Source organism: Actinomadura sp. KC06, assembly GCF_004348735.1.
GTDB lineage: Bacteria > Actinomycetota > Actinomycetes > Streptosporangiales > Streptosporangiaceae > Spirillospora.
This window is the reverse complement of record NZ_SMKT01000011.1, coordinates 57057-71074: the sequence shown is the minus strand read 5'-3', so window position 1 is coordinate 71074 and position 14018 is coordinate 57057. Positions and strand designations below refer to the sequence as shown.

14 protein-coding genes are annotated in these 14018 nt (G+C 72.9%); 2 read left to right on the top strand and 12 right to left on the bottom strand.

From position 1 onward, the window contains the following. Positions 1-6 precede the first annotated feature (6 nt). Together E1287_RS06160 and E1287_RS06155 are read left to right on the top strand one after the other, a co-directional pair. Positions 7-1077: a Zn-dependent alcohol dehydrogenase gene (locus tag E1287_RS06160; RefSeq protein ID WP_131963842.1), complete on the top strand. Its 1071-nt coding sequence runs from the start codon at positions 7-9 to the stop codon at positions 1075-1077. A gap of 124 nt (positions 1078-1201) precedes the next feature. Then, complete coding sequence (locus E1287_RS06155) at positions 1202-1837, top strand: TetR/AcrR family transcriptional regulator (protein WP_165968904.1); 636 nt, start codon at positions 1202-1204, stop codon at positions 1835-1837. A 16-nt stretch (positions 1838-1853) separates the two neighbouring features. Here the strand turns inward: E1287_RS06155 and E1287_RS06150 are convergent, their stop codons facing one another. The 12 genes from E1287_RS06150 to E1287_RS06095 all read right to left on the bottom strand — a co-directional run bounded on the left by E1287_RS06150 (position 1854) and on the right by E1287_RS06095 (position 14014). Continuing rightward, on the bottom strand, positions 1854-2513 hold the full coding sequence (locus tag E1287_RS06150; RefSeq protein ID WP_165968903.1) for a TetR/AcrR family transcriptional regulator: 660 nt from the start codon (positions 2511-2513) through the stop codon (positions 1854-1856). A 120-nt stretch (positions 2514-2633) separates the two neighbouring features. Further along, positions 2634-3827 carry an amidohydrolase family protein gene (locus E1287_RS06145; protein WP_131963839.1) on the bottom strand — a complete coding sequence of 398 codons (1194 nt, stop codon included), beginning with the start codon at positions 3825-3827 and terminating at the stop codon, positions 2634-2636. Between the two features lie 52 nt (positions 3828-3879). Continuing rightward, the gene (locus E1287_RS06140) at positions 3880-4959 is read right to left on the bottom strand and encodes an MBL fold metallo-hydrolase (RefSeq protein ID WP_207934041.1); all 1080 of its coding nucleotides are present in this window, start codon (positions 4957-4959) and stop codon (positions 3880-3882) included. Positions 4960-5055: 96 nt separating this feature from the next. Next, positions 5056-5868, bottom strand: a complete 813-nt coding sequence (locus E1287_RS06135; RefSeq protein ID WP_131963838.1) for an enoyl-CoA hydratase-related protein — start codon at positions 5866-5868, stop codon at positions 5056-5058. Positions 5869-5880: 12 nt separating this feature from the next. After that, a complete protein-coding gene (locus E1287_RS06130) occupies positions 5881-6639 on the bottom strand; it encodes an enoyl-CoA hydratase-related protein (protein WP_131963837.1) in 759 nt (252 codons plus the stop codon). 59 nt (positions 6640-6698) lie between these two features. Further along, positions 6699-7868: an acetyl-CoA acetyltransferase gene (locus E1287_RS06125; RefSeq protein ID WP_131963836.1), complete on the bottom strand. Its 1170-nt coding sequence runs from the start codon at positions 7866-7868 to the stop codon at positions 6699-6701. Further along, the gene (locus E1287_RS06120; RefSeq protein WP_207934040.1) at positions 7865-8254 is read right to left on the bottom strand and encodes a Zn-ribbon domain-containing OB-fold protein; all 390 of its coding nucleotides are present in this window, start codon (positions 8252-8254) and stop codon (positions 7865-7867) included. The genes E1287_RS06125 and E1287_RS06120 overlap by 4 nt, the downstream gene beginning before the upstream one ends. Positions 8255-8304: 50 nt before the next feature. Beyond that, entirely contained in the window at positions 8305-8730 is a 426-nt protein-coding gene (locus tag E1287_RS06115) for a MaoC/PaaZ C-terminal domain-containing protein (RefSeq protein WP_131963834.1), read from the bottom strand. Next, positions 8727-9191 carry a MaoC family dehydratase N-terminal domain-containing protein gene (locus E1287_RS06110; protein WP_131963833.1) on the bottom strand — a complete coding sequence of 155 codons (465 nt, stop codon included), beginning with the start codon at positions 9189-9191 and terminating at the stop codon, positions 8727-8729. Before E1287_RS06110 ends, E1287_RS06115 begins: the two co-directional genes overlap by 4 nt. A gap of 5 nt (positions 9192-9196) precedes the next feature. Beyond that, positions 9197-11356, bottom strand: a complete 2160-nt coding sequence (locus tag E1287_RS06105; protein WP_131963832.1) for an acetate--CoA ligase family protein — start codon at positions 11354-11356, stop codon at positions 9197-9199. Continuing rightward, the gene (locus E1287_RS06100; protein WP_131963831.1) at positions 11346-12116 is read right to left on the bottom strand and encodes an ABC transporter ATP-binding protein; all 771 of its coding nucleotides are present in this window, start codon (positions 12114-12116) and stop codon (positions 11346-11348) included. The genes E1287_RS06105 and E1287_RS06100 overlap by 11 nt, the downstream gene beginning before the upstream one ends. Further along, the gene (locus tag E1287_RS06095; protein ID WP_207934039.1) at positions 12116-14014 is read right to left on the bottom strand and encodes a branched-chain amino acid ABC transporter ATP-binding protein/permease; all 1899 of its coding nucleotides are present in this window, start codon (positions 14012-14014) and stop codon (positions 12116-12118) included. Before E1287_RS06095 ends, E1287_RS06100 begins: the two co-directional genes overlap by 1 nt. Between the last annotated feature and the right edge of the window lie 4 nt (positions 14015-14018).

Genomic DNA, 14018 nt, shown 5'->3' with positions numbered 1-14018 from the left:
GCCGTGATGCGCGGCATCGTATGGACGGGCGACCTGGAGATCCGCGACGACGTCGAGGTGCGGGGGCCGGGGCCGCGGGAGGTGGCCGTCCGGGTCCACCGGGCGGGCCTGTGCCACAGCGACGTGTCGGTCGTGAACGGGACGATCCCGTTCCCCACCCCGGTCGTCATGGGCCACGAGGGCGCCGGTGTCGTGGAGGAGGTCGGATCGGCCGTCTCCCACGTCGCGCCGGGCGACCGCGTCGTGCTGACGACGCTCGGGAACTGCGGCCGGTGCGCGGCCTGCGACCGCGGCGAGCCGACGCTGTGCCGCGACTCGCTCGGCGTCCGCGACGACCGGTTCACCCTCGGCGGCGCGCCGGCGTACCAGTTCGCGAACGCCGGGGTGTTCGCCGAGCGCACCGTCGTCCACGAGTCGCAGGCCGTCGTGATCGACGAGGGCGTGCCGCTGGACGCGGCGTGCCTGATCGGCTGCGCCGTGCTGACGGGCGCGGGCGCCGTGCTCAACCGCGCGCGGGTACGGCCCGGCGAAACGGTGCTGGTCATCGGGGCTGGCGGCATCGGGCAATCGGTCGTCCAGGCGGCCCGGCTGGCGGCGGCGGGACGGATCGTCGTCGTGGACGCCAACCCCGCCAAGGAGGAGGTCGCCCGCCGGTTCGGCGCGACCGACTTCGTCGACGCGTCCAGGACCGGCGACGTCCCGGCGGCGGTGCGCGGTCTCGGCCTCACCGGCGGCGTCGACCACGCCTTCGAATGCGTCGGCCAGCCCGCCCTGATCAGGCAGGCGGTGGATCTGCTGGCCTGGGGCGGCACCTGCGTGCTGCTCGGCGTGCCGCCGCGCGACGCCGAGGCCGCGTTCCAGGTCGCCTCCCTGTACCAGAACAAGACGATCATGGGCTGCCGGTACGGGACGGCGCGCCCCCAGCACGACATCCCGCTGCTGGCCGGCCTGTACCTGGCCGGGCGGTTCGAGCTGGACGCGATGGTGAGCCGCGTCTACGACCTCGCCGACATCGGCTCGGCGATCGAGGACCTGGCCGGCGGACGGCTCAACCGCGGGGTCCTGGCACTCGCCTGAGCGGCTAAAGTGACATGACTGTAAACACCACGCGAGCCTTGGGCGATGGGCACTACCGGCTTCACCTTGGATGTCCGGAAACACCCATGTCATCAGGCGCCACGAGTCGAGGGGGTCGAGCCCGTTGGCCGAACCGGTTCCGGCCGGCCAGGAGAGCGGACTCCGGTCGAGGCTGACCGAGGCCGGCCTGGTGGCGTTCGCCCGCTACGGGTACGAGAAGACCACGGTCGACGACGTCATCCGGCTGGCCGGCACCTCACGGGCCACGTTCTACCGGTACTTCGAGAACAAGCGGGCGCTGTTCCACGAGCTGAGCGGCGACTGCTTCCGCGCGCTGCGGGCGCTGGCCGACCGGCTCGGCGCGCTGCGTCCCGAGGAGGACGCGCGGGCCCGGCTGAAGCTTTTCCTGTCCGACTACGACGCGGTGCACGTCCGGTTCAGCGGCGTGATCCGGGCCTGGACCGACAACGTCGCGCCGCTCGACCCGGAGCTGGCCGAGGAGGCCGGCACCGCGTTCGTGAAGCTCGTCAACGCCTTCTCCGGGCCGATCGACGCGGCCCGGATGACGTCCGACGTGCCGACCGAGCTGCGCGCGGCGCTGCTGTACGTCGTCGTGGAGCGCATCCACTTCTACGCGCACTCGCAGTTCTCCGAGGTGAACATCGACCGGCTGCACGACACGCTCTCGGTGATGATCCAGCGCGCGTTCTTCGGCCAGGCCGTCGCGGGCGGCTCCCGGCTGCGCATCGGCGGCCGGTGACCGTCCGCCCGGGGGGTCAGGCGGCGGCCGGGGCGGGCGCGCCGAACAGCGACAGGTGGATGAACTCGGTGAGCACGGTGACGATCTCGCGGTAGCTCGCCACCAGCGACCCGTAGTAGTAGGTGAAGTTCGTCCGCTCCACGGTCGCGTAGATCACCAGCGCGGCGAGGTTGGGGTCGATGCCGATCGCGTCGCTCTCCCTGATCCGGGACGCGATGATCCGGCGGTAGCCGCCCAGCATCTCGACGCCGTTGCGGGCGATCTCCTCCGACGCGGCCTGCGCTTCGACCAGCGCGCGGAACATCGGCATGTGCCGCTGGAGCTGGTCGCAGATCCGCCGCACCCACGCTTCGAGGGCCTGGCGGCCCTCCGGGCCCGCCTTCAGCGGCTCCAGCGACTCCAGCGCCTCGGCCAGCCCGATCCGCATCGGCTCCAGCGACTCCCAGAGCACGTCGGTCTTGTCGGTGAAGTACAGGTAGAAGGTGCCGTAGGACGTGCCCGCGCGCTCGGCGATCCGGGCGATGCGGGCGTCGTGGTAGCCGTGCGCGGTGAACTCCTCCACGGCGGCGTCGAGCAGCAGCGCGGCCGTGCGGCGGCCGCGCGGCCGGGACGGTCGCTCCTCGGCCGGCGTCCGGTCCTCGGCCGGTCTCCGGTGCGCGGGCGTGTCGTCGTTCACATTCAGAACCCTAGATGAAGGCGGGGGCGGAACGGTGGTCGCAGCGGGCCCTGCCGCAAGGGGGACGGGCAGGGGCCCGCTGCGTCCGGGCCGGACGGCGACGGGTCAGGCGGCGACGGGTCAGGCGGCGACGCCCAGCAGGCCCATCATGTTGCCGCCCATGATCTTGCGGATGTCGTCGTCCGGGATGCCCTGCAGCTCGTCCACATACGACAGCGGATCGGCGAGCCCTTCGACGTGCGGGTAGTCGGAGCCGAAGATGATGTGGTCGGCGCCGAGCAGCTTGATCAGGTCGCGCGGGTCCTCCTCGTGGAAGGGGTGCATCCAGAAGTTCCGCTTGAACGTCTCCGACGGCGGCTCCGGGAACACCTGCGGCATCGTGCCGTAGGTCTCGTCGAGGTGCGACAGCAGGTGGGGCACCCAGCCGGCGCCGTTCTCGATCAGCGCGATCCGCACCCCGGGGTGCCGCCACAGCGCGCCGTGGAAGATCATCGAGGTGACCGCGTCCTGGATCTCGCGGTGGGCGTTGCGCATCGCCGCGGTGAACGGCCTGGGCTGCGCGAACGCCTGCATCTCGAGCTGCGTGCCCTCCCACTCGTTCCAGTAGCGGTTGTAGCCGCTGTCGGACGCGTGGAACACGACGAGGACGCCGGACTCCTCGACCAGCTTCCAGTACGGGTCGTACTCGGGCAGCGCGAACGAGCGCGGCCCCTGGTAGCCCCACGCGGGCGCGGGACGCATCAGGATGACCTTCGCGCCCTTGTCGAGGACCCATTCGAGCTCGGCGATGGCCTTGTCGACCAGGCCCGGCGTGATGATGGGCGTGGAGAAGATGCGGCCCTCGTGGGCGAACGGCCAGTCCTCCGACATCCACCGGTTGAGGGCGTGGATGACGGCCGAGCACAGGTCGGGGTCGTCGCGCATCCGCTCCTCGACGAGGCTGGCGAGGGTCGGCATCATCAGCGAGTAGCGCAGGCCGAGCTCGTCCATCAGCTCCAGGCGCGGCCCGGCCTCGCGGAAGGCGGGCGGGCAGTCGATGCCGCGGCCGATGATCTGCCGGAGGGTCTTGCCCTCGGGGTTGCCGTGCTTGAAGTACTCCTCCTGCGCGCCGGGCTTGCCGACGCGGTCGAACGTCGGGTTCGGGATGTAGTCGCTGATATGCCCGCGTACGACGATCTTGGTGCGGCCGTGCACATCGACGTAGTCGATGGCCCCCTTGTACTCGTCGGGCAGGTACCTCGTCAGCGCTTCGCGTTTCTCGTACAGGTGGTTGTCGGCGTCGAACACCGGGAAGCCGAGTTGGCGAGATGGCATGAAGGACCTCCTCTTCCGTACCCGTAAATCTATCAGACGACTGGTAGGTAAGTCAGGTCCTGTCGGACGTCTCGAGCAGGGCGGGAGGCCACCAGCGCTCCGGCCTTCCGCCCGAGCGCACCAGCCGCCCGCGCTGTTCCAGCAGCACCATGTGCGCGAGGGTCTCGCCCGTCGCGGCGCGCTTGGAGTGCGTGTCGAAGGACGACCAGGGCCGCGACCAGGTGAGCCCGCTGCTGATCTCCCAGCAGCCCGCGCCCGGACGCTCGCCCAGCGCCTTCTCGATCTCGTCCAGGCGCTCCTCGTGATGGGCCAGCAGGTGCGCGACCCGTCCGGACAGCCCGGCGAACCGGTACTCGTGGGCGGGGAGCACGGCGTGGACGTCCAGCGCGTCCACCTTGCGCAGCGAGTCGAAGAAGTCCTGGAGCGGGTTGGCGCGCTGCTGCGGATGCATCGAGATGTTCGGCGTGATCCTGGGTAGCACGTGGTCGCCGGAGAACAGCACCCGGCGGCCCTCGTCGGCGAAGCACAGGTGGCCGGGGGAGTGGCCGGGCGTCCAGACCGCGCGCAGGTCCCAGCCCGGCAGGCCGAGCCGCTGGCCGTCCTCGATGAGCCGGTCGGGCTTGGCGACCGACACGAACCGGCGCATCGCCATCGACGCGCTCGCCAGCTCGCGGGCCTGCTCGTCCGGCGTGCCGATGCGCTCCAGCAGGACGCGGTTGTCCTCGATCAGGCTGTCGACGTCGTCGTACCGCACCGCCAGCAGCGCCGCGTCCGCCGGATGCAGCCCCACCCACGCGCCCGACTCCTCCCGGATGCGGTGCGCCAGGCCGTAGTGGTCGGGATGGATGTGGGTGACCAGGACGGCGCGGACGTCGCCGATGCCGAACCCGGCGGCGCCGAGCCCCCCGGTGAGGGCCCGCCACGCCTCCTCGGTGTCCCAGCCCGCATCGATGATCGCGACGCCGTCGTCCAGCTCCAGCGCGTACACCAGCACGTAGCGCAGCGCCTCCAGCGGCAGCGGGACGGGGATCGACCACAGCCCGCCGCCGAGATCCTGCACGGGAGGCAGCAGCTTGCGGCTCCACGCCTCCCACTGGGCCCGGTCCAGCGGACCCGGCACGTCCTCGCTCACTTGTGGAACCCCCAACTCGACGGCGTGGCACCCCAGCCCCAGTATGAACCAGCCGTCTGGTAGGTAACCGAACCGGGGCCGGGTGCGCGCCGGCGGCTAGCGGCCCTGGAACTTGGGCTTGCGCTTCTCGACGAAGGCGGCGGCCGCCTCCTTGTGGTCCTCGCTGACGAAGGTGGCGCCCTCCAGCAGCAGGCCGCTCTCCAGGTTGAGCGCCATCCGATCCCGGACGATCTTGTTCAGCGTCGCCTTGGTGCCCTGGACGGCCAGCGGTGCCCCGTCCGCGAGCTTGCGCGCGACGCGCTCGGACTCCTCGGCCAGCTCCGCCGCGGGCACGGCGCGCAGCACCATCCCGTACCGGGCGGCGTCCGCGCCGCTGAGGGGCTCGCCCGTCATCAGGTGGTAGCGGGCGGCGCCGAGCGGCATCAGCAGCGGCCAGATCACCGCGCCGCCGTCCCCGGCGACGAGCCCGACCGCGACATGGCTGTCGGCGATCTTGGCGTCCTCGGCCGCGACGACGACGTCGCAGAACAGCGCGATCGTCGCGCCGAGGCCCATCGCGTAGCCGTGCACGGCCGCGACGATCGGCTGCGGCACGGCGAGGAGGGTGTCCAGGATCTCGGTGGCCTTCATCGTGTTCAGGACGCGGCTCGCCGGCGGCTCTTGCTCCGCGGCGCTCGTCTGCTCGTTGAAGCTCTTGACGTCGCCGCCCGCGCAGAACGCGCGGCCCTCGCCGCGCAGCAGCACCGCGCCGACGGACGTGTCCTCCGCGACCAGCCGCAGCACCTCCGACAGCTCCCGCTCCAGCCCGCCGCCCATCGCGTTCAGCCGGTCCGGGTTGTTGAGCGAGACCGTCAGCAGCCGGTCGTCCTGCGTCACCAGGACCTTGCTGAACCTGCCGTAATCGGGCACGTGCCCTCCCTCTCAGCGCTTCATCTCGTCGATCTTGGCGGCGCGCGCCGCGGCGCGGCCCGGAGCGGCCACGGCCGCCTCCTGCGCCCGCGCCTCCTCCTCCAGCTGCTCGGCCAGGTGCGCCCGCGCGGCCGCGGACAGCAGCCGCTTGGTGAGCGGCACCGCCAGGCCCGGCTTGCCGGCCAGCCGCGCGGCGAGGTCCAGCGTCCGCGGCACCAGCGCCACGGGCTCGACGACCTCGCTGACCAGGCCCCACTCCAGCGCCTCCGCCGCGGTGAGGCGGCGTCCCGTGGTGAGGAACTCGAAGGCGCGGGAGTAGCCGAGCAGCCGGGTCAGGTAGTAGGTGCCGCCGCCGTCCGGCACGAGGCCGATGTCGGCGAACGCCGGGACGAACCGCGCCGCGTGCGAGGCGATCCGCAGATCGGCCGCGCAGGCCAGCGACAGCCCGAACCCGGCCGCCGGGCCGTTCACCGCCGCGATCACCGGCTTGTCCAGCGCGGCGAGCGCGAGCATGTCCGCGTTGAACGTGGCGCGCAGGCCGCCGCCCGCCGTGCCCGCGTCCGGGCGCCGCTCCGCCTTCAGGTCGGCGCCCGCGCAGAAGCCCCGGCCCGCGCCGGTCACGACGACCGCGCGGACGGCCGGGTCGGCGGCCTCCCGCCAGGCCACCGCCATGCCCTCGATCACCGTCCCGTCGACGGCGTTCAGCACGTCGGGCCGGTTCAGCGTCACCAGCAGCACGCTGCCGTAGCGTTCGGTCAGCACGGCGGTCATCGGATGCGCCCTCCTTCGGTTCCGCGGGCTTCCGAGCCTGGCCGTGATCGGTTCAACCGTCACAATGTCGCCTCCACTCCCAGTACTGCCGTCACCTGGCTGGAGAGCTGGCCGCCGTTGCCGTGCGCGACGGCCACCTCGGCGCCGTCCCGCTGCCGGTCGCCGCACTCCCCGCGGAGCTGCCGCACCGCCTCGATGATCGTGAAGATGCCGAACATGCCGGGATGGCAGTACGACAGGCCCCCGCCGCTCGTGTTGACGGCCAGCTCGCCGCCGGGCGCGATCCGTCCCTCGCCGACGAAGGCGCCGCCCTCGCCTTTGGCGCAGAAGCCCAGGTCCTCCATGAACAGGATCGTGTTGATGGTGAACGCGTCGTACACCTGCGCGACGTCCACGTCGGACGGGCCGACGCCCGCCATCTCGTACGCCCGCGCCGATGACTCGGTCGCGGCGGTGACGGTGACGTCGGGCATCTGCGAGATCGACCGGTGCCAGTGCGCCTCGCCCGCGCCGAGCACGTACACGGGCGGCTTGCGCGCCGCCCGCGCCCGCTCGGGCGTGGTGACGACGACCGCGCCGCCGCCGTCGGTGACCAGGCAGCAGTCGAGCTTCGACAGCGGGCTGGAGATCACCCGGCTGGACAGGACGTCGTCCACGGTCAGCGGCCCGCGCTCGAACGCGACCGGGTTCAGCTGCGCCCACTTCCGTGCCGCGACCGCGACCTCGGCGAGCTGCTCCCGGGTGGTGCCGTACTGGTGCATGTGCCGGGCCGCCGCCAGCGCGTACCCGGTGATCGGCTGGCGCGGCTTGTACGCGGCTTCGTAGTTCGGCAGCTCGGGCGGGCCCATTCCGAGCCTGGCCCGGCCGGAGTCGGCGCGGGGCGTACTGCCGTAGACGAGGAGCGCGACCTCGCACGCGCCGGAGTGGATCGCCAGCGCCGCGTGGTGCAGGAACGACACGAACGCGCTGCCGCCGACCATCGTGCCGTCGCTGTAGCGCGGCCGGATCCCGAGGTACTCGCCGACGTCGAGGGGCGCCATTCCGCGTCCGGCGATGGCGGTGAACAGGCCGTCGACGTCGTTCTTGGTCAGGCCGGCGTCGTCCAGCGCCCGCGCCGCCGCCTGCGCGGCCAGGTCGATGGCGTACCGGCCGGTGCCGACCTCGCCGAGGTCGGACTCGGCCACGCCCGCGATCGCCGCCGCGCCCCGCATCGTGCCGCGGCCCGTCATCGCCCGGCCTCCTCGGGCGCGAACACCGGGCGGGGGGCGCGGTCGCCGTCGCGCGGCTCGATGCGCGCCCGCACCCGCATGCCGATGCGGACGTCCCCGGCCGGGACGCCGACGACCGTGCTCATCATCCGGAAGCCCTCGTCCAGGTCGACCAGCGCCACCGAGTACGGCTCGGCGTCGCGGCGGGCGAGCGCGCTCGCGGAGTAGACCGTGCCGCGTCCCGCGCTCTCCCGCCAGGCCAGCCGCCCGCTCCCGCAGCCGGGGCACGTCACCCGGGGATGGAAGACGGCGGCTCCGCAGTCGTCGCAGCGCTGGTAGGCCAGCACGCCCTTGTCGAGCCTCTCCAGGTAGGCGGGGTGCGGGGCGGGCTCCACCGGTTCGCTCACTGGTGCACCTTGTGGGGGGTCGACCCCCCACACCCCCCGGTTCGCTTCGCTCATTTCTTGTCCTCCTCGGGATCGGCCTCGGGGCAGACGGCGCTGGCGGTGCCGCGCAGCACGACCACGCGCTCGCCGTCCGGGGACTCCCGCTCCACCCGCAGCTCGGCCTCCGCGACGTTCTCGCTGACGCGGACGATCTCGCCGGACAGGATCAGCGTGTCGCCCGGCCAGACCTGCGCGACGTAGCGGACGCCGTAGGTGCGCAGGTTCCGGCGTCCGAGCCAGTCGCAGGCGAAGCCGGACAGGATCCCGGCGGTGAGCAGCCCGTGGCCGAACACCGACGGGTACCCGGCGGACGCGGCGAAGCCGTCGTCGTGGTGGATCGGGTTGAAGTCGCCGCCCGCGCCCGCGTACCGGACGAAGTCGGTCCTGGTCAGCGGGCCGACCCTGACCACGTCCGCGCGGGCGCCCGGTGCGATCACGACGCGCCCCCGGCGGCGGCGCCCAGTTCGATCATGGTGCCGCGCAGCCGCAGCACGGTCTCGCCGCGCTGGTTGACGAACGTGTTCTCCCGGACGATCAGCGTCATCGGGCCGCGGTTGCCCTGCTTCTCCACCATGTCGACGACCCGTCCGTGCACGGTCAGCACGTCTCCGGCGACGATGTCGCCGAGATATTCCCAGTCGGTCCCGCCCGCCAGCACCCGCTTGAGGTCGACGCCCAGGTCCTCCTCCACGGAGACCTTCGGCGCCCAGTGCTGCCCGACGGCGCTGAACGTCGGCGGGACGGGAACGTCCGCGTACCCGGCCGCGCGGGCCGCGTCGCGGTCGGTGTAGACCGGGTCGGACGCCTTGACCGCCGCCGCGAACTCGGCGATCTTCCCGCGCTCCACCTCGATGGTGTAGGGCGGCCACTCGAAGCCGATCTTGCCGAAGTCGGCCATCCCGGTCAGCCCTCCTCTCCGTCATCGCCGGAGGCGAGCACGATCAGCGCGTCCGCCGCGACCGCCGAGCCGTCCGCCACCCGGACGGGGTTGACGTCGATCTCGCCGATCTCGGGCACTTCGAGGGCCAGCTGCCCGAGGCCCGCCATCGTCGCGGCGAGCAGGTCGAGTTCGGCGGGGGACAGGCCGCGGGAGCCGCCGACCAGGCGTCCGCCGAGCAGGCCGCCGATCGCCTCGCGGGCGGCGTCCGCGCCGAACGGCGGGCGGAGCAGCGCGGTCTCCGCCAGCATCTCGATCATGATCCCGCCGGGGCCGAGCGCGACCATCGGGCCGAACACCGGGTCCCGGCGCATCCCGCAGCCGATCTCCAGCCGGGCCGGGGCCATCTCCTGCACCAGCACCCCGGAGATCATCGCCTCGGGGGCGCGCCGCTCGACCTCCGCGAGCATGTCGCGGTAGGCGGCCCGGACGGTGTCCGCGCCGGAGAGCCCGAGCCGCAGCCCGCCCACGTCCGACTTGTGCGGAAGCTGGTACGACATGACCTTGAGCGCGACCGGCCCGCCGAGCGCCTCGGCCGCCGCCGCGACCTCGTCGGGCCCCGAGTCGCGGACGCCCCGCACGAACGTCTCGCGCGTCACCGGGATCCCGTACTCGGCCATGACCCGCTTGGCCGTCGACTCCAGCAGCACGCCCTCGCCCAGCGTCCGCGCCTCGCCCAGCATTCCGCGCACCCGTCCGGCCCGGTCGGCGTCCGGCGTGAACGACGGCGCGGGCGGCGGGCGCCGCAGCGTGTGCCTGGCCAGGGTCGCCAGCGCGTGGACGGCCCGCTTCGGATCGGTGTACGTCGGCACCCCGGCCTTCTGGAACTCGTCCAGCCAGGCCGTGCACAGCACCGCGAACGGCTTGTCCGTCGACCGGTACGTCTCGATGATCGCGTCGTTGGCGGGGCCGGGCCGCGCCCACGTCACCGTGGTGGCCATGTCGACGACCGAGCCGCCGACGACCTCGCCGAGCACCGTCTGGAACAGGTCGGGCGCGGCGGTGATCTGCGCGGTGGTGTCGACCGGGTTGGACGCCGACCCGTAGAACGGCTGCGGCATCTTGGCCGCGATCGCGTCCCGCTCCTCCGCCGGGAACTCCGGGACGGTCAGCCCCGACATCCCGGCGCCGTCGGCGAGCAGCACCCCGGCCCCGCCGGACGTCGTCATGATGCCGATGCGGTCGCCGCGCGGCCGCCGCCCGTCCTGGAAGATCATCCCGAGGTCGAGCATCTCCTCCATCGTGTCGGCGACCACGACGCCGTACTGGCGGCAGACCGCGTCGAACACCTCGGCCGAGCCGACCACGGACGCGGTGTGGCTCAGCGCCGCCCGCGCCGCCTCCCGCGACCGGCCGGCCTTCAGCATGATCAGCGGCTTGTCGAGCTCGGCGGCGCGCCGCGCGGTCTCGACGAACACGTCCGGGTCGCGGAGCGTCTCGCTGAACGCCAGCAGCACCCGCGTATCGTCCTGTTCGACCAGGTAGCGCAGCACCTGGGCGATGTTGACGTCCACCTCGTTGCCGGTGCTGACGAACCAGCCGAGGCGCAGCCCGGCGAGCTGCGCCTTCTCCGCGATGTACGACCCGAAGCCGCCGCTCTGCGACACCAGCGCCACCGGCCCGGGCGGGGGCAGCGGCGTGCCGGGCGGCATCGCGAAGCTGGCCGCGACCCCGCCCACCGAGCTGAGGTAGCCGATGCAGTTCGGCCCGGTCACCCGCACGCCGGTGCGCGCGGCGACCTCGGCCAGCTCGCGCTGGAGCGCCTCGCCCGCCTCGCCGGCCTCGGCGAACCCGGCGGTCAGCACCACCGCCCCGCCGACGCCGCGCTCGCCGCACTGCTCGACCACCCCGGTCACGTGCTGGGCGGGCACCGCGATCACCGCGAGGTCGACCGGCTCCGGCAGGTCGGCGATCGACCGGTAGGCCCGGTCGCCCTGGACGGTCTCGTCCCGCGGATGCACCGGGTACAGCGCGCCCTTGAACGACAGCGCCAGGTTCCCGTACACCTGCCCGCCGATCCGCTCCACCTGGTTGGACGCGCCCACCATCGCGATCGACCGGGGGGAGAGCAGCCGCTCGATCCCCGTCACCTGCTTGCCTGCTGCGCCCACTGCGTCAACTCCCATGTCGGCCGTCACCGGCTCCCACACCCAGATAGATCTCGTTGATCACGGCCGTGTCGTCGAAGGACCTGGCGTCCCCGGCCGCGGCGATCCGCCCGTTGTCCACGACCGCGACGTCGTCGGCGACCTGCATCGCGTACTCCACGACCTGCTCGACCAGCAGCAGGGACAGGCCGTCCGCGCGCAGCGCCGTGATCATCTCGAAGACCTCGGCGGCGATCACCGGGGCGAGCCCGGCGGACGGCTCGTCCAGCATCAGCAGCCGCGGCCGCGGCATCAGCGCCTGCGCGATGGCGAGCATCTGCTGCTGGCCGCCGGACAGGCTCCCGGCCACCGTGTGCCGCCGTTCGGCGAGCATCGGGAAGCGCTCGTACTGCCGGTCGAGCGCCTCGCGCCGTGCGGCGCTGCGCTTGCGTCCGCCGGTCCAGCGGCTGAGGCCGCCGGTGGCGAGGGTGAAGCCGCCCAGCAGCAGGTTGTCCTCCACCGTGCGGCGCCGGAAGACCTGCTTGCCCTCCTGGACATAGCCGAGCCCGGCGTGGACCCGGCGGTGCGGCGCGAGGCCGGTGACGTCGCGCCCGTCGAAGGTGACCGTGCCGGCGGTCACGGCGGGCGCGAACCCGGCGATCGCGTTCAGCAGCGACGTCTTCCCGGCGCCGTTGCGGCCGAGCACGGCGGTGACCCGTCCCGGACGGACCCGCAGGTCGACGTCCCACAGCACCCGGATGTCGCCGTAGCCTCCGCTGAGCCCGCTGACCTCCAGCATCAGCCCTCACCTCCGCCGCTCTGCCCGGCCTGACCGGCCGCCCCGGCCGCCTTCGAGCCCGTGTACTCCTCCAGCACCCGCGGGTCGGCCTGGATCTCCGCCGGGGTGCCCGACACCAGCAGCCCGCCCTGGCTGAGGACGTGGATCCGGTCGGCGAGCTTCAGCACCAGCGGGAAGTTGTGCTCGACCAGCACCACCGTGCCGCCCGCGTCGCGGATCAGGCCGATGGCGCGTTCCAGCCCGGCGAGGTCGCCCTCGTCCAGGCCGGAGCCGACCTCGTCGAAGAGGAACACCGCGGGACGGGCCGCGAGCGCCCGCGCCACCTCGACGAGGCGGCGCGTGCCGAGCGGCAGCGAGTCGACCTCCTGGCCGGCGACGTCGGCGATGCCGAGCAGCCCGAGCAGCCGGACGGCCTCGGCGTCGTCGGCGGCGTAGCCGCGCCGGAACCCGGGCAGCCGCAGCACCGCGGACGGGACCCGCACCCGATGCGAGATGTAGCGGCCCGTCGCGACGAAGTCCCTGGTGGTCATGCCGCTCGGGATCAGCGGCGTCTGGAACGTCCGCGCGATCCCGGCGCGGGCGATCCCGTACGGCCGAAGCCCGCCGAGGTCCCGGTCGCCGAGCCTGATCGCGCCCGCCGTGGGACGGTAGAAGCCGCAGACGAGGTTGAGCAGGGTCGTCTTGCCGGACGCGTTCGGCCCGATCAGCGCGGTGACCTGGCCGGGTTCGGCGTCGATGCTCACCTCGCGGAGCGCGCGGTTGCCGCCGAACGCCTTCGACAGGCCCTCCGTCCGCAGCCTGAGCCCGGGCAGCGCGCCGACGTCCGCCTTCGCCGCGCCGTCCGCGGGGCCGTCGGCCGCCGCGGGCGCCGCCGCCACCGGCCCGGCGAACCCGAGCCTTCGGCCCGCCCAGCGCAGCCACTTGCGGGCGAGCCCGGTGAGGCCGTCCGCCAGCAGGATCCCGGCGACCAGCAGGAAGACGCCGTAGATGATGAGCTGCCATTCCTGGAACGAGTTGAACGACTGCTGCCCCATCTGGACGATCGCCGCCCCGGCCAGCGCCCCGTAGATCGACGTGGACCCGCCGACGATCGACGCCGCCAGGATGCTCAGCGCGAGGGTGAACGTGAACGTCTCGGGTGCGATGAAGCCGTCCAGCCAGGCGAACATCACGCCCGCCAGGCAGGCCGGGATCGCGCCGGTCACGTAGACCAGCAGCTTCAGCCGGAACACCGAGATCCCGAGCGAGCTCGCCAGCACCGGGCTCTGCTTGAGCACCAGGAACGCGTTGCCGTGCCGCGACAGGATCATGTTGCGGGCGATGAGGAACCACACCGCCGTCACCGCGATGATCAGCATGTAGAGCGCGTCGCGGCTGAGCGCCGTCCCGAACAGGGTCGGGACGGGCGGCGCCAGCCCGTTGGTGCCGCCGGTGTAGGACTCCAGCACCTTCACCAGGTTCGGGATGATGAGGACGAGGAAGAACGTCAGCATCGCCAGCGACCAGCCGCCGAGCCGGAGCCCGGGGATGCCGGTGATCAGGCCGACCACGATCGCGCAGGCGATCGCGCACGCCATGATCAGGCCCACGTCGGTGATGCCGTGCGTCACCCCGAGGTAGCCGGTCACGTAGGCGCCGACCGCGTACAGGAAGACCTGGCCGACCGCGAGCTCGCCGGCGTAGCCGAGGACGATGTTCAGCCCGCTGACCTGCAGCGACAGGATCGCGATCAGCAGCACGGTGCGGGCCCAGTAGTCGTTCAGGCCGAGCAGCGGCGCGAACAGCACGAGCGCCGTCGCGACGACGCCGGCCACCGGCATGCCGCCGCGCAGCAGCGCCGGGAAGGACAACGGCTTGCGGGATGCGGAAAGGGTCGTCGCCGCTTGTGAACGTGTCATCGCT

Bases quoted from the DNA above. Each gene is read 5' to 3' on its own strand.
- E1287_RS06160 (WP_131963842.1), top strand. From the start codon at position 7: ATGCGCGGCATCGTATGGACGGGCGACCTGGAGATCCGCGACGACGTC.
- E1287_RS06145 (WP_131963839.1), bottom strand. From the start codon at position 3,827: ATGCCATCTCGCCAACTCGGCTTCCCGGTGTTCGACGCCGACAACCAC.
- E1287_RS06130 (WP_131963837.1), bottom strand. From the start codon at position 6,639: ATGACCGCCGTGCTGACCGAACGCTACGGCAGCGTGCTGCTGGTGACG.
- E1287_RS06125 (WP_131963836.1), bottom strand. From the start codon at position 7,868: ATGACGGGCCGCGGCACGATGCGGGGCGCGGCGGCGATCGCGGGCGTG.
- E1287_RS06110 (WP_131963833.1), bottom strand. From the start codon at position 9,191: ATGGCCGACTTCGGCAAGATCGGCTTCGAGTGGCCGCCCTACACCATC.
- E1287_RS06105 (WP_131963832.1), bottom strand. From the start codon at position 11,356: ATGGGAGTTGACGCAGTGGGCGCAGCAGGCAAGCAGGTGACGGGGATC.
- E1287_RS06100 (WP_131963831.1), bottom strand. From the start codon at position 12,116: ATGCTGGAGGTCAGCGGGCTCAGCGGAGGCTACGGCGACATCCGGGTG.
- E1287_RS06095 (WP_207934039.1), bottom strand. From the start codon at position 14,014: ATGACACGTTCACAAGCGGCGACGACCCTTTCCGCATCCCGCAAGCCG.